Source organism: Streptomyces sp. NPDC047917 (genome assembly GCF_043204345.1).
GTDB lineage: Bacteria > Actinomycetota > Actinomycetes > Streptomycetales > Streptomycetaceae > Streptomyces > Streptomyces sanglieri.
The window spans coordinates 806,856-825,576 of record NZ_JBIDCA010000001.1 but is presented as its reverse complement, the minus strand read 5'-3'; the positions used below and the strand labels follow the sequence as shown (position 1 = coordinate 825,576).

Below are 18,721 nucleotides of genomic sequence, written 5' to 3'. Positions count from 1 at the left end.
AGCCCGGCCGAACGATGGCCGGCGGCGGCTCTACGGGGATACACGGGGACGGAGGCGGTTGGAATGGCGCACGGCGAGGTGCTCGAATTCGAGGACTACGTACGCACTCGGCACGACGCGCTGCTGCGCAGCGCGCGACGTCTGGTCCCCGACCCTGTGGACGCGCAGGACCTGCTCCAGACCGCCCTGGTCCGTACGTACGGCCGCTGGGACGGCATCGCCGACAAGTCCCTGGCCGACGCCTATCTCCGCCGCGTCATGATCAACACCCGTACCGAGTGGTGGCGGGCCCGCAAGCTGGACGAGGTTCCCACCGAGCAGCTTCCCGACGCGAGCGTCGAGGACGGCACCGAGCAGCGTGCCGACCGCGCCCTGCTGATGGACGTGCTCGGCGTACTGGCTCCGAAGCAGCGCAGTGTCGTCGTGCTGCGACACTGGGAGCAGATGAGTACGGAGGAGACGGCTGCCGCGCTCGGCATGTCGGCCGGTACGGTGAAGAGCACGCTGCACCGTGCGCTGGCACGGCTGCGCCAGGAGCTGGAGAGCCGTGAGGCGGCGAACCGGGAGACCGTGCTCGCCGAGGAGCGGCGCCCGGCCGCGGGTCGTGCTCCGGCGCGTGCGCGGACGCGGGCGGGCAGGCATATGGACGAACGGGGGCGGGAGCGTTGCGCGGCCTGACAGCCAGCGACGACGGTGGCGGCGGCGACCGTGGCGGTGGAAGAGACGACGGTGGCCGTGCGGCCACCGTCGGACGTGGCCGGATCCTGACCGGCTGGGCGGCGAGCGCCACGACCCTGGTCGGCCTCGCCGCCTTCGGGCTGCTCATCGTCGGCTGCTCGACCGGCGGCACCGGCACCCGGGACGAAGGCCCGGCCGGCACCCAGCCCGTCGCCCAGGTCACGCCCAGCGGGGAGCCGTCCTCCACCGCCCGGCCTTCCTCGCGGATCGACCCGGTGGCACTGCTCAAGCGGGACCCCAAGGTCAGCGAGCGGGTCCGGACGGATCTCAAGCCCTGCACCGGGTCCGAGTACCCGGTGGACACCTCGTACGGCACCGTGACCGGCGGCCCCTCCCCCGATGTCGTGGTGAACGTGATGACCTGCGGCGATTCGGTGGGCGTGGGCACCTATGTGTACCGCCCGCGGAGCAACGGCTCGTACGAGAACGTGTTCGCCATCGAGCAGCCCGCGGTCTACGGCACCATCGACCGCGGTGATCTGGTGGTCACGACCCAGGTGTACGAGAAGAAGGACTCGGTCGCCTACCCCTCCGGCGAGGAAGTGATCACCTACCGCTGGGCGGGCAACCGGTTCAACGAGCACGACCGGGTGCACAACGACTTCAACCGAGCCGTCGGCAGCGGCGGAGCGGCTCTGCCAGGAGACGCCGAGCCGGCGGGGAACTGAGAGCAGTCTGATGGCCGAGACCCACGTCCTGTTCGTCGAGGACGACGATGTCATCCGCGAGGCCACCCAGCTGGCGCTGGAGCGCGACGGCTTCGCGGTCACCGCCATGCCCGACGGTCTGTCGGGGCTGGAGGCGTTCCGGGCCGACCGCCCCGACATCGCCCTGCTCGACGTGATGGTGCCGGGGCTGGACGGGGTGAGCCTCTGCCGGCGGATCCGCGACGAGTCGACGGTGCCCGTGATCATGCTGTCGGCCCGCGCGGACTCGATCGACGTGGTGCTCGGCCTGGAGGCCGGTGCGGACGACTACGTCACCAAGCCCTTCGACGGCGCGGTCCTGGTCGCCCGGATCCGGGCCGTCCTGCGCCGCTTCGGCCACGCCACGGGCGGGCGGCCGGGCATCGGGGAGCCGGAGCCGCAGCCGGTCGGCGGGGTGCTGGTCTTCGGTGATCTGGAGGTCGACACCGAGGGCATGGCGGTCCACCGGGCCGGCGAGCAGGTGGCGCTGACCCCGACCGAGATGCGGCTGCTGCTGGAGTTCTCCGCGGCGCCCGGCACGGTGCTCTCCCGCGACAAGCTCCTGGAGCGGGTCTGGGACTACGGATGGGGCGGTGACACCCGGGTCGTGGATGTCCATGTGCAGCGGCTGCGCACCAAGATCGGCCAGGACCGGATCGAGACGGTCCGCGGCTTCGGCTACAAACTCAGGCCATGAAGCGGCCCGCCCTGCGGACCGGAGTCCGCTGGAAGATCAGCATCGCGATCGCGGCGGTCGGCGCGCTGACCGCGGTCGCGCTCAGCTTCGTCGTCCACAACGCGGCCCGGGTCTCGATGCTGGAGAACGCCCGCGAGGTCCAGCTGGAGCGGCTGACGTACGCGCAGTTGCTGTACGAGGCGACGAAGACGAAGAAGACCGACCCCCGGTTCGGCGCGAAGCTCAACGATCCGACGATGCCGCGCAGCCTGCGCACGGAGACCGGTCGCAACCGGCGCGCCACCCATGTCGAGGAGACCGCCAAGGGCGTGCCCGACGTGTGGGCGGCCGTGCCGGTCGGCAACGGCGACGTGCTCTCGTTGCACACCCGGTTCGCCGGCCGCAGCTCCACGATCATGCGCGATCTCGACCGGGCGCTGATCATCGGCTCGGTCTCGGTGGTGTTCGGCGGCTGTGCGCTGGGCGTGCTGATCGGCGGCCAGCTGTCACGCCGGCTGCGCAAGGCGGCGGCAGCGGCGGGCCGGGTCGCGCAGGGCAACACCGAGGTACGGGTCCGGGAGGCCGTCGGCGGTGTCGTCCAGGACGAGACCGACGAGCTGGCCGGTGCGGTGGACGCGCTGACGGACGCGCTGAACGCGCGGATCGAGGCGGAGCGCCGGGTCACCGCGGACATCGCGCACGAGCTGCGTACGCCGGTGACCGGTCTGCTGACGGCGGCCGAGCTGCTGCCGGACGGCCGCCCCACCGAGCTGGTACGGGACCGGGCGCAGGCGATGCGCACGCTCGTGGAGGACGTGCTGGAGGTGGCCCGACTGGACAGTGCCTCGGAGCGGGCCGAGCTCCAGGAGATCGCGCTGGGCGAGTTCGTCAGCCGGCGGATCGCGCTGCTGGACCCGGATGTGCGGGTGCGGGTCGTCCACGAGTCCTGGGTCAACACCGATCCGCGCCGGCTGGAGCGCATCCTCGGCAATCTGCTGGGCAACGCCGCCAAGCACGGAGCCACCCCGGTGGAGGTCACGGTCGAGGGCCGGGTGGTACGGATCCGCGACCACGGCTCCGGGTTCCCGGCGGCGCTGCTGCGGGAGGGGCCGAGCCGGTTCCGTACCGGGAGCAGTGACCGGGCCGGGCACGGGCACGGTCTCGGTCTGACGATCGCCGCCGGTCAGGCGCGGGTCCTCGGGGCCCGGCTGACCTTCCGCAACGCGGCGCCGGAAGGGGCGGCGCCGGGGACGAACGGGGCGATCGCGGTGCTGTGGCTGCCCGAGCACGCGCCGACGAACACCGGCAGCTTCCCGATGCTCCAGGTGTCCGAGCAGCGGAGTCCGAGCGACGGCGACGACGACGGCGGCGCCGCGAAGGGCGCGAAGGGCGTGAAGGGCGTGAAGGGCGTGAAGTCCGGCCGCGGGCGAGCCGGCGCCTGAGCCGGATACGACGAAAGGCTCCCGGGGCGCGCCCGGGGAGCCTCCTTCGTACACCGCCGTGGATCAGACGGACTCGGCCTGATTGGTGGCCGGGCCCGCGCCGCGCAGCGGCACCTCCTTGACGAAGACCGAGGCGAACAGGGCGGTCAGCCCGGCCACGACGCCCACCGTGAACGCGATGTGCGTGCCGGACGACACCGCGAACTGGTACGCCTCACGGGCCGCCTCCGGCAGCTTCGCCAGGCTCGCCGCGTCCAGCTGCGCGGACTTCTCGGTGGCCGCGCCGCCGCCGCGGGCCGCCATCTCGTCCTGCACCCGCCCGGTGAACAGCGCGCCCATGATCGCGACCCCGAAGGAGCTGCCGAGCGTACGGAAGAGGGTCGTCGCGGAGGAGGCGACACCCATGTCCTTCATCTCGACGCTGTTCTGCGCGACAAGCATCGTGATCTGCATCAGGAAGCCCATGCCCGCGCCGAGCACCGCCATGTAGACGCCGGAGGTGAACCGCGTGGTGTCGACGTCCATCCGCGAGAGCAGGAACAGCCCGGTCGCCATCAGTACGGAGCCCACCACGGGGAAGATCTTGTACTTGCCGGTGCTGGTGGTGACCCGGCCCGCGACGAGCGAGACGACCATCATCGACAGCAGCATCGGCAGGAGCAGCAGACCCGAGTTGGTCGCCGAGGCGCCCTGGACGGACTGCTGGTACAGGGGCAGGAAGAGCACCGCACCGAACATCACGAAGCCGGACATGAAGCCGACCACGGACATCAGGGTGAAGTTGCGGTTCCGGAAGATGTGCAGCGGCATGATCGGTTCTGCCGCCTTCGTCTCGACGAAGAGGAAGCCGACGAGCGAGGCGACACCGATCGCGGAGAGCTCCATGATCATGGCGGAGTTCCAGTCGTACTCCGTACCGCCCCAGGTGGTCACCAGGACGATCGCGGTGATGCCGAGGGTCAGCAGCCCGGCGCCGAGGTAGTCGACCTTGGCCTTTGCGGCCTTGCGCTTCGGCAGGTGCAGCACGATGGTGACCATGGCGAGGGCGACCGCGCCCAGCGGCAGGTTTATGTAGAAGCTCCAGCGCCAGCCGAGGTGGTCGGTGATGGTGCCGCCGACCAGCGGTCCGCCGATCATGGCGATGGCCATGACGCCGGCCATCATGCCCTGGTACTTGCCGCGCTCACGGGGCGGTACGAGGTCGCCGATGATCGCCATGACGCCGACCATCAGGCCGCCCGCGCCGAGTCCCTGGACCGCCCGGAAGCCGATCAGCTGGCCCATGTCCTGGGCCATTCCGCTCAGCACCGAGCCGATCAGGAAGATCACGATGGACGTGAGGAAGATGCCCTTGCGCCCGTACATGTCGCCGAGCTTGCCCCAGATGGGGGTGGAGGCCGCGGTGGCCAGGGTGTACGCGGTGACGACCCAGGACAGGTGCTCCAGGCCGCCGAGGTCACCGACGATGGTCGGCATGGCCGTACCGACGATCAGGTTGTCCAGCATGGCCAGCAGCATCGTGATCATCAGCGCGAGCATCACCACCCGGACGCTGCGCTGCGGCGTCCCGGGTTTCTCCGCCGGACGGCCGGCGACGGCCGCCTTCCCGCCGACCGCGTTCTTCAGATCGGACATTGGTCCCCACTCCCCTGATCCCCTGTGCGGGCCGGGCACTTACTTGCCGCCCGGCTAGTAACTACACTGGGGAAAGTAGACCCCTAACTAGCCGGGCGTCAAGTAAGTTTGTAGCAAAGGAGAGCTTCATGGGGAGCACGCCGCAGCAGCGCCGTGGAAACACGCGCCAGCGCATTCAGGACGTCGCTCTGGAGCTCTTCGCCGAACAGGGCTACGAGAAGACCTCGCTCCGTGAGATCGCCGAGCGGCTGGACGTCACCAAGGCGGCGCTGTACTACCACTTCAAGACCAAGGAAGACATCCTGGTCAGCATCTTCGAGGACCTCAACCGTCCGGTCGAGGAGCTGCTCGCCTGGGGCAGGGAACAGCCGCGCACGCTGGAGACGAAGAAGGAGATCCTCGTCCGCTACAGCGACGCCCTGGCCGCCGCCGCCCCGCTGTTCCGCTTCATGCAGGAGAACCAGGCGGCCGTACGCGACCTCAGCATCGGGAAGACCGTCAAGGAACGCGTCATGGCACTGGTCGACCTGTTCATCGAACCCGATGCCTCGCTGTCCGATCAGGTGCGCTGCTCCACCGCGCTCTTCACGATGCACGCCGGCATGTTCACCATCAAGGACCGCGAAGGCGACCCCGAGGAGAAGCGCAAGGCCGTCCTCGAAGTCGCCTTCGAACTGGTCACCCGGGCACACGGCGTGGAATTCGCCGGGTAGCGGGGCCGCCCCGGCCGGATCAGACCGAGACGCCCTTCTTGTGCAGGAAGCCGACCGGGTTGACCGCGGAGCCGTAGTCGGCGGTGTGCCGGATCTCGAAGTGCAGGTGCGGGCCGCTGGAGTTGCCGGTGTTGCCGGAGAGCGCGATCTTCTCGCCCGTCTTCACGGCCTCGCCGATCCGCACCTCGATCTTCGACAGGTGGGCGTACTGCGAGTACGTGCCGTTGGCGTGCTTGATCACCACGGCGTTGCCGTACGCGGGACCGTCGCCGCCACCGTTGGGGCCGGCCTTCACCACGGTGCCGCCGTGCGCGGCCTCGACCTTGGTGCCGACCGGCACGGCGAAGTCCTGGCCGGAGTGCTTGTGGGCCCAGCGGCTGCCGTCGTTGCCGAAGCTCGCGCTCAGCTCGTAGCGGCCGACCGGGGCCTCCCAGCCGTGCGCCTTCTTCAGGGCCGCCTTCTTCGCCGCGGCCGCCTTCTTGACCGCCGCCGCCTTCTTGACCGCGGCCTTCTCGGCGGCCTTGCCCTGTACGGCCGCCTGCCGGGCGACCGAGTCGGCCGTGCCGGCGTCGATCAGGTTCACCGAATCCGGGGCGCCCGCGGTGCCGGCCGCGAACGCAGCGCCCGCACCGAGAACCATCGACGTCCCCAGACCGGCCGCCACGACGGCGCCACGGACACGGGACAGGGACGGGCGGCGGGAGTGCTGGAACGAAACGCGCTTCGACATATGCGGAGAACCTCCGGAGATGACTGGACCCGGCACTTCGCCGGGCTGGCCATCCCTTGGTAACCCGCACCCCGGCCATTGCTCAAACACCCCATCTACGAACAAATGCCGTAGTCGTCGCCTCGGGAATTCGCCGCGACGGGTTTACGTCGACCCGCCTCCGAACCCGTCGAAACCCTTGTTCCGGCCAGGTTTAACCCCAGTTCCAAACCGCTCGAACCGGACAGATCCTGGCATCACGGGCGCCATCCCCACCCGCACCGCATGCCCCCTCCACCGCCGGGCCGAAGGTCCCCGACACGATCACGACCACCCCTCCTACCGCCCCTAGTAGGCCCGGATCGGGCTGTGCGCCTTGTCACCGCCGACGGCCCCGAAGCCCGTCCGTTTCGGGACCTTCGGCCTGTGCGCAGCCCTTAGGCTGACCCGACGACCACTCCGGGGGGCAGGCCATGGCCACTGACGGCGCAGGGACCAGCGACATGGACGGCATCGAGCTCGCCGATGCCGTCGAGTCGATCCGCAACCAGCTCATCGACGCCGCGGGCCGCGCCACCGGCCGCCCCGTGGCCTTCGAGGTCGGTGACATCCAGATGGAGTTCACCCTCGAACTCCGCAAGGAGATCAAGGGCGGCGGCAAGGTCAAGGCCTGGGTGGTCGAGGCGGGCGCCGACGCCTCCCGCGCGACCGGCCGCACCCACAAGGTCGCGTTCACCCTGAAACCGCGCGACGCCGCGACCGGCGGACCCTGGCAGATCGGCCACGAGGACCCGGGCAGCACCGCGCACTTCGGCGCCGGGGCGCCCCGGCCGTGAGCACCGCACCACCCGCCGCACCCGCGACACGCACCGTCGTCGTCCTCGGCGCCGGAACGGTCCAGGGCAGCGGCACCCTGCTCACCGACCGGCTCGTGCTGACCTGCGCCCATGTGGTCAAGGGCGGCGGCCGCGCCGAAGTCGCCCACCCGCGCCTGCCGGACCTCCGGCCGGCGACCGTCGCCTGGATCGACCACGACCTCGACGCCGCCCTCCTGCTGACCGCCGCCCCGGTGCTCCCGTTCACCCCGGTACGGCTCGGCGTCCTCCACGCCGAGCAGGCGCTCTCCGGCTGCGAGATCACCGGCTTCCCCGACATCCAGCGGTACGGCCCCGACGGGCGCCTGGAGGCCGACCAGTACACGGCCACCGTCCTGCCGATGGCCGGGCACCTGCGCGGACTGCTGGTCTGCGAGCTGGACGGCCCGCCACCGCCGGGAAACGACCGGGAGCCCCCGTCGCTGCGCGGCATGTCCGGCGGCCCGGTCTTCGCCGGGAACATCCTCATCGGCATCGCCCGGCAGATCCCCCGGCAGCGCGGCGGCCGGCGCGTGGAGTGCGTACCGCTCGCCCCGCTCGTCGCCTCGCAACCGTTCGAGCTGGTCTACCGGCAGACCGGCACGGCACTGCGCCACGAGCGGGTGCACGGCCACTTCCCCAGGGACGCGCGGTACGAGGAGGAGTACGCGACGGCGCTCGGAGCCGCGTACCGCCGCACGAAGATCTTCGGCCTCGACGAGCTGGGCCGGCGCGACTCCGAATGGGACCTGGACACCGCGTACCTGAGCCTGGAGGCCCAGCAGGGCCCCGGGCGCGCGGGGCTGCCGCCCACCCGGATCGACGCGCTGCTCCCCGACCGCCCCCGGGTACTGCTGCGCGGCGAGGCCGGCGCCGGCAAGACCACACTGCTGTGGTGGCTGGCCGCCCACGCCTCGGCCGGCACGCTGGACGCGCGGCTCGCCCCGCTCAACGGCCTGGTCCCGTTCGTCGTGCCACTGCGCACCCTGCGCGCCCGGGGCGGTACGTTCCCCGCCCCCGCGCAGCTGCCCGACGCGGCCCGGCTGGTGATCGACACGGCCCCCGAGGGCTGGGTCGGCCGGGTCCTGGAGTCCGGCCGGGCGCTGCTGCTGGTCGACGGCCTGGACGAGGTCCCGCGGGACGACCGCGAGCAGGCCCACGAGTGGCTGTCCCGGCTCCTCGACCGGTACCCGGGCGTCCGCTGCGTGGCCACGGTGCGCCCGCTGGCCGTCGAGCCGGGCTGGCTGGACTCCCAGGGCTTCGAGGAGCTGCGGCTGCTGCCGATGGGGGACCGGGACATCGAGGCCTTCGTCGCCGCCTGGCACCGGGCCGCCCGGCTGGACGACGACGACCACGAGACGCTCGGCAGGCTGGAACGGGACCTGGTCCAGCAGTTCGCCCAGAACCCGGCCCTGCGCGATCTGGCCCGTACGCCACTGCTCTGCGCGGTGATCTGCGCCCTGCACCGCCGACGCCAGGGCCTCCTGCCGGAGACCCGCTGGAGCCTGTACGACTCGGCCCTCACCATGCTGCTCGGCGACCGCGACAAGCAGCGCCGGATCGAGGCCCCCGAGGGCATCACCATGAACGTGGAGGAGCAGGCCCAGCTCCTCCAGCGGATCGCGATCTGGCTGGTCCGCGGCGGCCAGTCGGAGCTGCACCGCTCAGCGGCACTGCGTCAGCTGGAACGTGCTCTGCCCGGCATGGAGCGGCTGCGCGGCCAGGGCTCGCCCGAGGCGATCCTGAACCATCTGCTGAACCGCAGCGGGGTCCTCCAGGAACGCGCCGACGACATCTACCAGTTCGCCCACCGCACCTTCCAGGACTTCCTCGCCGCGAAGGAGTTCGTCGAGGGCGACCAGCTGCACGAACTGCTGGGCCGGGCGGGCTCCCAGCAGTGGTACGACGTCATCCTGCTGTCGGCCGGCCACTGCGGCCGCCGCGAACACCCCGTACTGGTCAACGGTCTGCTGGACACGCGGCCCGGCCCCGCCGACACCGTCACCCGGGACGAGCTCACCGTCCTGGCCGCCCTCTGCGCCCAGCACGCGACCTGGCTGGACGAGACGACCCGGGACCGGGTCCGCACGGCCGTCACCGAACTCTTCCCGCCGAGGAACTACGAGGGCGTACAGCTGCTGGCCCGCCTCGGCCCGGCCGCTCTGGACCATCTGCCCGACCCGGCCCACGTGGCCGACGGGGACGGGTCCCGCCCGTTCGTCGACCTGATCAACGAAGTCGGCCGGGCGGAAGGCCTGCCGCACGCCCGCCGCTGGGCACTGGCCCACCCGGAACACAGCTACGCGTTCACGAAGCGCTGGGACAGGTACCCGGTGCGGGCATACGCCCGGCAGGTCCTTGCCCTCTTCGACCTGGCGTACGGCGATCTGCGGATCGACACCCCGGAGAAGCTGGCGGCACTGCGCGACCTGCCGTCCGTCAAGGGCCTGGAGATCGCCGGGGACTTCACCGCCGCCGACCTCCACCCCGCTCTGCACGACGGCCCATGGACCGAACTGACCTTCCGGCGGAACTCCCGTCTGACCGACCTCTCGTTCCTGACGGACTGCGCCACGCAGCTCAGAACCTTCTCGCTGAGCGACTGTCACGGCGTACGGGACCTCGGCCCGCTCACCGGACTCCCCGCGCTGAAGAATGTCGTGCTGGACATGAGCTGTCTCCCCGGCACCGCACTGGCCGCCACGGCTTCGAGACAACTACGCTCCCTGTGGCTCGACCACCTGACCGTCGAACGGCTCTCCCAGCTGCCCGCCCATCCCGAGCCGAACTCGCTGAAGATCGAGCGGACGGCTTCGCTGGAGATCGACTCGCTCGACGGCTGGACGAACCTGCGCCGGCTGGGACTGAGCACCCGCACCCCGGCCCGGCCGCTGCTCGCCGCTCTCCGGCAGGCTCCGCGGGTGGCCCACCTCACCCTGTCCCTGTCGTCCGCGACGGAGTTCGCCGACGAACAGCCCGTGTTCTCCCTCGCCGATCTGGGCCTCTACCTGGAGACCGATGTGCTCGGGCTGGAATGGATCCCCCGGGTCTTCCCGGCTCTGAGGTCGTTGACGCTGCTTCCGCCCAGACATGTCGAACACATCGACATCTCGCCGGTCCGGGCGCTGCCCGGCTGTGAGGTGAGAGTGGCCGGCTCCGCGACGGTCGTGGGCGCCGCTCCCTCCCCCTGACCCTCCACACACCGAAAAAAAGGGGCTGCCCCGGACCGTTTCGCACGGTCCGGGGCATCCCCTTCGATTACTGCTCAGGCGCTCGGAGGCGTCCTCACACGTCCTTCGACATGTTCGGGCCCGCGCCGCCCGCGGCCTGCTCGATCGGCGGGACGTCGGGCAGTGCCGACTTCTCCTCGCCGCGGAAGGTGAAGGTCTTCTCCTCACCCTCGCCCTCGGTGCCGACGACCACGATGTGACCGGGGCGCAGCTCACCGAAGAGGATCTTCTCGGAGAGGATGTCCTCGATCTCGCGCTGGATCGTCCGGCGCAGCGGCCGGGCGCCCATCACGGGGTCGTAGCCCTTCTTGGCGAGCAGCGTCTTGGCTTCACCGCTGAGCTCGATGCCCATGTCGCGGTCCTTCAGACGCTCGTCCACCTTGGCGATCATCAGGTCGACGATCTGGATGATGTCTTCCTGGCTGAGCTGGTGGAAGACGACCGTGTCGTCGACACGGTTGAGGAACTCGGGCCGGAAGTGCTGCTTGAGCTCCTCGTTGACCTTGTTCTTCATCCGCTCGTAGCCGGTCTTGACGTCGCCCTGGGCGGCGAAGCCCAGGTTGAAGCCCTTCGAGATGTCCCGCGTCCCGAGGTTGGTCGTCATGATGATGACCGTGTTCTTGAAGTCCACGACCCGGCCCTGGGAGTCGGTCAGGCGACCGTCCTCCAGAATCTGGAGCAGGGAATTGAAGATATCGGGGTGGGCCTTCTCGACCTCGTCGAAGAGGACGACGGAGAACGGCTTGCGGCGCACCTTCTCGGTGAGCTGGCCGCCCTCTTCGTAACCCACGTAACCGGGGGGCGAACCGAAGAGGCGGGAAACCGTGTGCTTCTCGCTGAACTCCGACATGTCGAGGGAAATCAGCGCGTCCTCGTCGCCGAAGAGGAATTCGGCGAGCGTCTTGGAGAGCTCCGTCTTACCGACACCGGACGGACCGGCGAAGATGAACGAGCCACCGGGGCGCTTCGGGTCCTTCAGGCCGGCCCGCGTACGGCGGATCGCCTGCGAGAGGGCCTTGATGGCGTCCTTCTGCCCGATGACGCGCTTGTGGAGCTCGTCCTCCATGCGCAGCAGACGGGAGGACTCCTCCTCCGTCAGCTTGAAGACCGGGATGCCGGTGGCGGTGGCCAGGACCTCGGCGATCAGCTCGCCGTCGACCTCGGCCACGACGTCCATGTCGCCGGCCTTCCACTCCTTCTCGCGCTTGGTCTTCGCGGCGAGGAGCTGCTTCTCCTTGTCGCGCAGGGACGCGGCCTTCTCGAAGTCCTGCGAGTCGATCGCGGACTCCTTGTCGCGGCGGACGCCGGCGATCTTCTCGTCGAACTCGCGGAGGTCCGGCGGCGCGGTCATCCGGCGGATGCGCATCCGGGAACCGGCCTCGTCGATCAGGTCGATCGCCTTGTCCGGCAGGAAGCGGTCCGAGATGTACCGGTCGGCCAGCGTCGCGGCCTGGACCAGCGCCTCGTCCGTGATGGAGACGCGGTGGTGGGCCTCGTAGCGGTCGCGCAGACCCTTGAGGATCTCGATGGTGTGCGGCAGCGACGGCTCCGCGACCTGGATGGGCTGGAAGCGGCGCTCCAGCGCGGCGTCCTTCTCCAGGTGCTTGCGGTACTCGTCGAGCGTGGTGGCGCCGATGGTCTGGAGCTCGCCACGGGCCAGCATCGGCTTGAGGATGCTGGCGGCGTCGATCGCGCCCTCGGCGGCACCCGCACCCACGAGGGTGTGGAGCTCGTCGATGAACAGGATGATGTCGCCGCGGGTGCGGATCTCCTTGAGGACCTTCTTCAGGCGCTCCTCGAAGTCACCGCGGTAGCGGGAGCCGGCGACCAGCGCGCCGAGGTCGAGGGTGTAGAGGTGCTTGTCCTTGAGGGTCTCGGGCACCTCGCCCTTGACGATGGCCTGCGCCAGTCCTTCGACGACCGCCGTCTTGCCGACGCCGGGCTCGCCGATGAGGACCGGGTTGTTCTTGGTGCGGCGGGACAGCACCTGCATGACCCGCTCGATCTCCTTCTCGCGCCCGATGACCGGGTCGAGCTTGGATTCGCGAGCGGCCTGGGTGAGATTGCGGCCGAACTGGTCGAGCACCAGGGACGTGGAGGGCGTGCCTTCCGCGGGGCCGCCCGCGGTCGCCGCCTCCTTGCTGCCCGAGTACCCGGAGAGCAGCTGGATGACCTGCTGCCGCACCCGGTTCAGGTCGGCGCCCAGCTTCACGAGGACCTGGGCGGCGACGCCCTCGCCCTCGCGGATCAGGCCGAGCAGGATGTGCTCGGTGCCGATGTAGTTGTGGCCGAGCTGAAGGGCCTCGCGGAGCGAGAGCTCCAGGACCTTCTTGGCCCGGGGCGTGAAGGGGATGTGCCCGGACGGGGCCTGCTGGCCCTGGCCGATGATCTCCTCCACCTGCTGGCGGACCGCCTCGAGCGAAATCCCGAGGCTCTCCAGGGCCTTAGCGGCGACACCCTCACCCTCGTGGATAAGGCCCAGGAGGATGTGCTCGGTGCCGATGTAGTTGTGGTTGAGCATCCGGGCTTCTTCCTGAGCCAGGACGACAACCCGCCGCGCGCGGTCGGTGAACCTCTCGAACATCGTTAATCGCTCCTCAGAGCGGTCAGGCAGTAAGGGGTCGGTCCCCTCCCTGTCCTTCCGCAGCTTAGTCCCGCAAGCGGGGACCGCTCATTCCAACTGCCGACACCGTCCTTGGCCTCCTGCCCCGAACGCCGACAACTTCTCCAACCCGATGGTGCGAGACGATGTTCCCGCAGGCCAGGCAGATACCCCTTTCGCCAGTACGCCGATGGCGAACGTGAGATGCCCGAACCTGCGTGTCGCCCCTCCCCACTAGGGATGTCCTACCCGCAATTACAGACAGTCCATGCGGCGCGCGCCGGTTCCCTCCGCTACGGGCGAACATATTGCCGCTCCCGAATACGCCCCTACACCCCCATCCCGGACACATCGCGCACCCGCTCGCGGACTCTGCGTAACCCTGGGGGTGTCCGGGCCGTTCTTCCGGCATGGCCATCACCGTCCCGTACCCCGCGCCATCGGTCACCGGCGAGCGGGAGAGCGGCGACTGTGCCCGCTGGGCGCAGTGGTACGAACGCGAACTCGGCTGGGCGACGGCGGGGACCGCACCGGTGCGGTTGCTGACCGGGCTCCGGTTCGACGTGCTCCAGGTTCCCGCGGCCGCCGGCCACGCGGCGCTGCGGCGGCTGGACCGTACGGGGCCCGTGGCGCTGTCGGGGGCGCGGATGAGCCTGCTGGTCGCGGCGGGGAGCGCCGACGAGCTTCCCGGGCTGCTCGACTGGCTGGAGTGGGGCGGCGTCGCCCTCTCCCTGACCGCCATCGGCGCGGGCGGCCGGATCACCGCGCCGGTGCCGCCCGGACGGATGGCGGGCCGGCCGGGGACCGCTGCATGGCTGCGGCCCCCCGGGCTTCGACACGAGGAAGGGTCGGAATTCCCGGCCCTCGCCGGCCTCGGGAGCAGGGGTGGGGGTGCTCCCGATCTCGTACGGCTGGTGGACGCGGTGGCTACGGAATGCCACCGGGCCCGGTTGATGCGTGCCCGAACGGGGCCGTCGACGGATGCGTCGACAGCTCAGCCGTTGGCCTTCTCGTAAAGGTCGCGGATCTCCGCGGGTACACGGCCGCGGTCATTCACATTGTGGCCGTTCTCGCGGGCCCACTTACGGATCTCGGCAGTGTCCTTGTTGCCACCCGCAACGGCGCGACCCTTGCCACGGCCGGACGCGGCGCGGCCACCCGTACGCCGGCCACCCTTGGTGTACGGCTCAAGAAGACCACGGAGCTTGTCCGCGTTGCTCGTCGTGAGGTCAATCTCGTACGTCTTGCCATCGAGAGCGAACGTGACCGTCTCGTCCGCCTCGCCGCCGTCGAGGTCATCGACAAGAAGGACCTGAACCTTCTGTGCCACTGGATTCCCTTTCATCGAAAATGCAGTACGCGGAAAGGAAACCGCTTTTCCCCGGAAAACACAAACCCCCGGGAGAGGTTCAGGATCGCTGGAACGCGGGAAACATGCGCGATTCGGACATAGGGCTCCGGTTTCTTGTGACGGTCACAGATCGCTGTCACAGATGCAGAAGCATCCGGCTGTTGCCCAAGGTGTTCGGCTTCACCCGTTCGAGGCCCAGGAACTCTGCTACACCCTCGTCATAGGAACGCAGCAGCTCACTGTAGACATCTCCGTCGACCGGCGTCTCTCCGATCTCCACGAAGCCGTGCTTCGCGAAGAAGTCGACTTCGAAGGTGAGACAGAAAACCCGCCGTACGCCCAGCCAGCGGGCGGTCTGCAACAACTTGTCCAGCACTTGATGGCCGACTCCGGCGCCCCTGATGCTGTGGTCGACCGCGAGAGTACGCACTTCGGCGAGGTCTTCCCACATCACGTGCAGTGCCCCGCAGCCGATGACCCGGGCGTCCTCGTCGCGTTCCGCGATCCAGAACTCCTGGATGTCCTCGTAAAGCGTCACGGTCGCTTTGTCGAGCAGGATGCCTTCGCGTACGTACCCGTCGAGGAGACGGCGGACCGATGCCACATCGCTGGTCCTGGCCCGTCGGACTGTGATGGCCGTGTTTATGACCGGTGGTTCGGTACGGGAATCGGCATGGGGAAGCTCTGAGGACATACCCCGACGCTATCGCCCGGCCTCCGGGCCCGCCCCATCGGCCGGATCTCCGACCGCTTCGCCGGTTGCTTCCCCACCCGCCGCGCCGGCCGGTTCGCCGGCGGGTTCGCCGGACTGCGGCTCGGAGGTCCCGGAGAGGTTGGGCTGAACGATCCGCATGGCGTCCTGGAGGGCTTCGCGCTGCTCGGCGGACATCATGCCGAAGAAGGCGACAAGAGCGGCCGCCGGGTTGTCACTGCGCGACCATGCTTCGTTCATCAGTGCGGCCGAGTAGGCGGCGCGGGTGGAGACCGCCGTATATCTATATGCGCGGCCGTCGACTTCCCTGCGCACCCAGCCCTTCTGATGGAGATTGTCCATTACCGTCATGACGGTGGTGTAGGCGATGGAGCGTTCCCGCTGAAGGTCCTCAAGGACTTCCCGCACGGTGACCGGACGGTTCCATTGCCAGACCCGTGTCATCACGGCGTCTTCCAGATCTCCCAATTGGCGGGGCACAATGTCACTTTAGTGCCACATGACCGGAATGACCGGTTTATTGATCCGGCAAAAGGGCGCACGGCTCCTCAGGAGCCGTGCGCCCTTCGTGTGCCGCGGGGTGCCGGTTCAGGCGCCGTCGGCGCGCGGGGTCTGCTGGACCGACTCGGCGCGGCCGATCGCCAGATCCACGGCCGCGTCCTCCTTGGCCTTGTTGGGACCGCCCTGGCTCTTGACGATCGTCACGACGAGGCCGATGAAGAAGACGGCCATCACCACGGGGGGAACGAGCGCGGATACGTAGTCCATGCCGTCCAGAGTAGCGAGGCGGATATGGGCTTCCGCGCCGCCCCTCCGCTATCCCGCGGCGCGCTGCTGCGGCGGCGGGACCGGGCGGCGGCGGGGCGGGAAGACCTCCGAGGGCTTCGGCGCGGGCCGGCCGGCCGGCCGGGTGGGCCGGGCGGGTTCCGCCGGGGTCTTGGGCCGTTCGGGTTCGGCGTCGGCGGCCCGGCCGCCGGGCAGGGCGAGCAGCCTGCTGCGCGGCGCGGGCGCCTGCACCGGCACGGCGCGTCCGGCGAGGCGGGCGCGGACCGAACGCTCGGCGAGCACCTGACAGCGCTCCAGGAGCGCCGCGGCCACCGGCCGGTGGCGCAGCGCCCGCAGTGCGGCGAGGTCGTCGGGGCCGGGGTCGTACCCGCCCGCGAGGGCGTCCTGGAGCAGTTCCAGGTAGCCGCTGACGGAGCCGGGGAGGGCGTTGCGGTAGCGGACGAGGTCGGCGAGGAGGAACGTACGCAGCCGTCCCGCCTCGCCGACCGCCTCGTCCACCGCGTCGGCCAGCCGCAGGCAGTCCTGGACGTCCTCGTCCGGCAGGGGCATGGGATGGAGGGCGATGGCGAGGGCACGTCGGAGCACCCGCAGCTCGTCCGCGCTGAACGCCATGCCGCCGCGTGATCCGTATGGCGTGGGCATAACGCGACAATACGTGCTAAATGGACAAAATCCGCTTAACTGGCCGTCGGCGGCGCGGCGGCGGCGCACCGCCACCGCGGGCCGTTCCCGCAGGTACGGCCGGTGTCCGCTACATCCGGGACACGTTCCGCTCGTACACCAGACGCAGTCCGATCAGGGTGAGCCAGGGCTCGTGCTCGTCGATGACGGAGGACTCCCCCAACACCATCGGCGCAAGGCCGCCCGTCGCGATGACGGTGACGTCCTCCGGGTCGGCCGCCAGTTCCTTCTTCATCCGGGCCACGACGCCGTCGACCTGGCCGGCGAAGCCGTAGATGATGCCCGACTGCATCGCCTCGACCGTGTTCTTGCCGATCACGCTGCGCGGCCGGGCCAGCTCGATCTTGCGGAGCTGGGCGCCCTTGACGCCGAGCGCCTCGACCGAGATCTCGATGCCGGGGGCGATGACACCGCCGGTGTACTCGCCCCGGGCGGAGACCGCGTCGAAGGTGGTGGCCGTGCCGAAGTCGACGACGATCGCCGGACCGCCGTACAGGTCGGCGGCGGCGGCCGCGTTGATGATGCGGTCCGTGCCGACCTCCTTCGGGTTGTCCATCAGGATCGGCACCCCGGTCTTGATGCCCGGCTCGACGAGGACTGCGGGGACGTCGCCGTAGTAGCGGCGGGTCACCTCGCGCAGCTCGTGCAGGACGGCCGGGACCGTGGAGCAGATCGCGATGCCCTCGATGCCGTCGCCGAGTTCCATGCCGAGCAGCGGGTGCATGCCCATCAGGCCCTGGAGCAGCACGGCCAGCTCGTCGGCGGTGCGGCGGGAGTCGGTGGAGATCCGCCAGTGCTCGACGATCTCCTCGCCGTCGAACAGGCCGAGGACGGTGTGGGTGTTGCCGACGTCGATGGTGAGCAGCATCAGGCGTCGGCCCCGTCGGTGTCGCGGAAGTCCAGGCCGATGTCGAGGATCGGCGAGGAGTGGGTGAGCGCCCCGACGGCCAGGTAGTCGACGCCCGCCTCTGCGTAGGCACGGGCGGAGTCCAGGGACAGCCGGCCCGAGGACTCCAGGACCGCGCGGCCGCCGACCAGCGCGACCGCCTCGGCGGTCTGGATCGGGGTGAAGTTGTCCAGCAGGATCAGGTCGGCGCCCGCGTCGAGCACCTCGCGGACCTGCTGGAGGGTGTCGACCTCGACCTCGATCGGTACGTCCGGGAACGCGTCCCGTACCCGCTTGAACGCCTCGGCGACGCCGCCCGCGGCGATGACGTGGTTGTCCTTGACCAGCGCCGCGTCCGACAGCGACATCCGGTGGTTGACGCCGCCGCCGCAGCGCACCGCGTACTTCTCCATGGCGCGCAGGCCCGGGGTGGTCTTGCGGGTGTCGCGGACCTTGGCGCCGGTGCCTTCGAGCACGTCGGCCCAGGCGCGGGTGGCGGTCGCGATACCGGAGAGCCGGCACAGCAGGTTGAGCGCGCCGCGCTCGCCGGTGAGCAGGTCGCGGGTGCGGGTGGTGACGGTCAGCAGCTTCTGGCCGGGGACGACCCGGTCGCCGTCCTCGACGTGCCGCTCGACCGCGAACTCCTCCGTGCAGACGATGGACAGGACGGCCTCGGCGATGCGCAGACCGGCCACGACGCCCGCCTCGCGGGCGGTGAAGTCACCGGTGGCCACGGCGTCCTCGGCGACGGTCGCGACGGTGGTGACGTCCACCCCGCCGTCCAGGTCCTCCTCGATGGCGACGTGCGCGACGTCCTCGACCTGGACCGGGTCCAGGCCCGCGTCGGCGAGGAGCTGGGCGAGGTCCGGGTCGAGGCCGCACTCCAGCGGGTCGAGCTCGTAGTCCCCGCCGCAGCCGCAGCCGTCCCCGCAGCCTCCCTCGGACGGTGCGGGCGCGCCGATCCGGACCAGCGGTACGTCCACGGGTGTGGGGCGCGGATTCTCTTCGGGCGTGCTCACG

18 protein-coding genes are annotated in these 18,721 nt (G+C 70.1%); 8 read left to right on the top strand and 10 right to left on the bottom strand.

Translation table 11 applies throughout. From position 1 onward, the window contains the following. Positions 1–63: 63 nt before the first annotated feature. The 4 genes from ACGF8B_RS03665 to cseC are packed head-to-tail and all read left to right on the top strand — an operon-like array spanning position 64 to position 3,542. Positions 64–678 carry a SigE family RNA polymerase sigma factor gene (locus ACGF8B_RS03665; protein ID WP_342284711.1) on the top strand — a complete coding sequence of 205 codons (615 nt, stop codon included), beginning with the start codon at positions 64–66 and terminating at the stop codon, positions 676–678. Then, positions 666–1,406: a hypothetical protein gene (locus tag ACGF8B_RS03660; protein WP_392734368.1), complete on the top strand. Its 741-nt coding sequence runs from the start codon at positions 666–668 to the stop codon at positions 1,404–1,406. Before ACGF8B_RS03665 ends, ACGF8B_RS03660 begins: the two co-directional genes overlap by 13 nt. 10 nt (positions 1,407–1,416) lie before the next feature. Continuing rightward, positions 1,417–2,121 carry a two-component system response regulator CseB gene (gene cseB / locus ACGF8B_RS03655; RefSeq protein ID WP_124719464.1) on the top strand — a complete coding sequence of 235 codons (705 nt, stop codon included), beginning with the start codon at positions 1,417–1,419 and terminating at the stop codon, positions 2,119–2,121. Continuing rightward, on the top strand, positions 2,118–3,542 hold the full coding sequence (gene cseC, locus ACGF8B_RS03650; RefSeq protein ID WP_392734366.1) for a two-component system sensor histidine kinase CseC: 1,425 nt from the start codon (positions 2,118–2,120) through the stop codon (positions 3,540–3,542). The genes cseB and cseC overlap by 4 nt, the downstream gene beginning before the upstream one ends. A gap of 63 nt (positions 3,543–3,605) precedes the next feature. Here the strand turns inward: cseC and ACGF8B_RS03645 are convergent, their stop codons facing one another. Continuing rightward, positions 3,606–5,177 (bottom strand): MDR family MFS transporter, encoded by a 1,572-nt coding sequence (locus tag ACGF8B_RS03645; protein ID WP_392734364.1) that lies wholly within the window; start codon positions 5,175–5,177, stop codon positions 3,606–3,608. Between the two features lie 128 nt (positions 5,178–5,305). On the opposite strand from ACGF8B_RS03645, the gene ACGF8B_RS03640 reads away from it, so the two are divergent. Further along, positions 5,306–5,890 (top strand): TetR/AcrR family transcriptional regulator, encoded by a 585-nt coding sequence (locus ACGF8B_RS03640; RefSeq protein WP_392734362.1) that lies wholly within the window; start codon positions 5,306–5,308, stop codon positions 5,888–5,890. A 19-nt stretch (positions 5,891–5,909) separates the two neighbouring features. Here the strand turns inward: ACGF8B_RS03640 and ACGF8B_RS03635 are convergent, their stop codons facing one another. Beyond that, positions 5,910–6,620 carry a M23 family metallopeptidase gene (locus tag ACGF8B_RS03635; protein WP_392734360.1) on the bottom strand — a complete coding sequence of 237 codons (711 nt, stop codon included), beginning with the start codon at positions 6,618–6,620 and terminating at the stop codon, positions 5,910–5,912. 452 nt (positions 6,621–7,072) lie between these two features. Here ACGF8B_RS03635 and ACGF8B_RS03630 point away from each other — a divergent pair, with 452 nt between their 5' ends. Together ACGF8B_RS03630 and ACGF8B_RS03625 are read left to right on the top strand one after the other, a co-directional pair. After that, positions 7,073–7,435, top strand: coding sequence for a trypco2 family protein (locus ACGF8B_RS03630; RefSeq protein WP_392734358.1), 363 nt, complete (start codon positions 7,073–7,075; stop codon positions 7,433–7,435). After that, positions 7,432–10,644: an NACHT domain-containing protein gene (locus ACGF8B_RS03625; protein ID WP_392734356.1), complete on the top strand. Its 3,213-nt coding sequence runs from the start codon at positions 7,432–7,434 to the stop codon at positions 10,642–10,644. Before ACGF8B_RS03630 ends, ACGF8B_RS03625 begins: the two co-directional genes overlap by 4 nt. A 94-nt stretch (positions 10,645–10,738) precedes the next feature. Here the strand turns inward: ACGF8B_RS03625 and ACGF8B_RS03620 are convergent, their stop codons facing one another. Continuing rightward, positions 10,739–13,267: an ATP-dependent Clp protease ATP-binding subunit gene (locus ACGF8B_RS03620; RefSeq protein WP_342284700.1), complete on the bottom strand. Its 2,529-nt coding sequence runs from the start codon at positions 13,265–13,267 to the stop codon at positions 10,739–10,741. A 428-nt stretch (positions 13,268–13,695) separates the two neighbouring features. Between ACGF8B_RS03620 and ACGF8B_RS03615 the strand changes: the two genes are divergently transcribed. Continuing rightward, positions 13,696–14,301, top strand: coding sequence for an SCO3374 family protein (locus ACGF8B_RS03615; protein WP_392734352.1), 606 nt, complete (start codon positions 13,696–13,698; stop codon positions 14,299–14,301). Here ACGF8B_RS03615 and ACGF8B_RS03610 read toward each other — a convergent pair. The 7 genes from ACGF8B_RS03610 to nadC all read right to left on the bottom strand — a co-directional run bounded on the left by ACGF8B_RS03610 (position 14,280) and on the right by nadC (position 18,720). Continuing rightward, a complete protein-coding gene (locus tag ACGF8B_RS03610; RefSeq protein WP_124719472.1) occupies positions 14,280–14,615 on the bottom strand; it encodes an Lsr2 family protein in 336 nt (111 codons plus the stop codon). The two genes, ACGF8B_RS03615 and ACGF8B_RS03610, sit on opposite strands and share 22 nt — an antisense overlap. Positions 14,616–14,772: 157 nt before the next feature. Next, a complete protein-coding gene (locus tag ACGF8B_RS03605) occupies positions 14,773–15,330 on the bottom strand; it encodes an amino-acid N-acetyltransferase (protein ID WP_392734350.1) in 558 nt (185 codons plus the stop codon). 9 nt (positions 15,331–15,339) lie between these two features. Then, complete coding sequence (locus tag ACGF8B_RS03600) at positions 15,340–15,828, bottom strand: BlaI/MecI/CopY family transcriptional regulator (RefSeq protein WP_392734349.1); 489 nt, start codon at positions 15,826–15,828, stop codon at positions 15,340–15,342. 108 nt (positions 15,829–15,936) lie between these two features. Beyond that, positions 15,937–16,116, bottom strand: a complete 180-nt coding sequence (locus tag ACGF8B_RS03595; RefSeq protein ID WP_392734347.1) for a hypothetical protein — start codon at positions 16,114–16,116, stop codon at positions 15,937–15,939. A gap of 48 nt (positions 16,117–16,164) precedes the next feature. Further along, on the bottom strand, positions 16,165–16,746 hold the full coding sequence (locus ACGF8B_RS03590) for a hypothetical protein (protein ID WP_392734480.1): 582 nt from the start codon (positions 16,744–16,746) through the stop codon (positions 16,165–16,167). Between the two features lie 139 nt (positions 16,747–16,885). After that, positions 16,886–17,683: a type III pantothenate kinase gene (locus ACGF8B_RS03585; RefSeq protein ID WP_342284694.1), complete on the bottom strand. Its 798-nt coding sequence runs from the start codon at positions 17,681–17,683 to the stop codon at positions 16,886–16,888. Further along, on the bottom strand, positions 17,683–18,720 hold the full coding sequence (gene nadC / locus ACGF8B_RS03580) for a carboxylating nicotinate-nucleotide diphosphorylase (protein ID WP_392734345.1): 1,038 nt from the start codon (positions 18,718–18,720) through the stop codon (positions 17,683–17,685). The genes ACGF8B_RS03585 and nadC overlap by 1 nt, the downstream gene beginning before the upstream one ends. Position 18,721 lies beyond the last annotated feature (1 nt).

What these genes read in the sequence shown, in the direction of transcription:
- ACGF8B_RS03595 (WP_392734347.1), bottom strand. Translation starts at nt 16,116, where the DNA reads ATGGACTACGTATCCGCGCTCGTTCCCCCCGTGGTGATGGCCGTCTTC.
- ACGF8B_RS03620 (WP_342284700.1), bottom strand. Translation starts at nt 13,267, where the DNA reads ATGTTCGAGAGGTTCACCGACCGCGCGCGGCGGGTTGTCGTCCTGGCT.
- ACGF8B_RS03635 (WP_392734360.1), bottom strand. Translation starts at nt 6,620, where the DNA reads ATGTCGAAGCGCGTTTCGTTCCAGCACTCCCGCCGCCCGTCCCTGTCC.
- ACGF8B_RS03605 (WP_392734350.1), bottom strand. Translation starts at nt 15,330, where the DNA reads ATGTCCTCAGAGCTTCCCCATGCCGATTCCCGTACCGAACCACCGGTC.
- ACGF8B_RS03645 (WP_392734364.1), bottom strand. Translation starts at nt 5,177, where the DNA reads ATGTCCGATCTGAAGAACGCGGTCGGCGGGAAGGCGGCCGTCGCCGGC.
- ACGF8B_RS03590 (WP_392734480.1), bottom strand. Translation starts at nt 16,746, where the DNA reads ATGGCGTTCAGCGCGGACGAGCTGCGGGTGCTCCGACGTGCCCTCGCC.
- ACGF8B_RS03615 (WP_392734352.1), top strand. Translation starts at nt 13,696, where the DNA reads ATGGCCATCACCGTCCCGTACCCCGCGCCATCGGTCACCGGCGAGCGG.
- cseC (WP_392734366.1), top strand. Translation starts at nt 2,118, where the DNA reads ATGAAGCGGCCCGCCCTGCGGACCGGAGTCCGCTGGAAGATCAGCATC.
- ACGF8B_RS03585 (WP_342284694.1), bottom strand. Translation starts at nt 17,683, where the DNA reads ATGCTGCTCACCATCGACGTCGGCAACACCCACACCGTCCTCGGCCTG.
- ACGF8B_RS03640 (WP_392734362.1), top strand. Translation starts at nt 5,306, where the DNA reads ATGGGGAGCACGCCGCAGCAGCGCCGTGGAAACACGCGCCAGCGCATT.
- ACGF8B_RS03665 (WP_342284711.1), top strand. Translation starts at nt 64, where the DNA reads ATGGCGCACGGCGAGGTGCTCGAATTCGAGGACTACGTACGCACTCGG.
- ACGF8B_RS03630 (WP_392734358.1), top strand. Translation starts at nt 7,073, where the DNA reads ATGGCCACTGACGGCGCAGGGACCAGCGACATGGACGGCATCGAGCTC.
- cseB (WP_124719464.1), top strand. Translation starts at nt 1,417, where the DNA reads ATGGCCGAGACCCACGTCCTGTTCGTCGAGGACGACGATGTCATCCGC.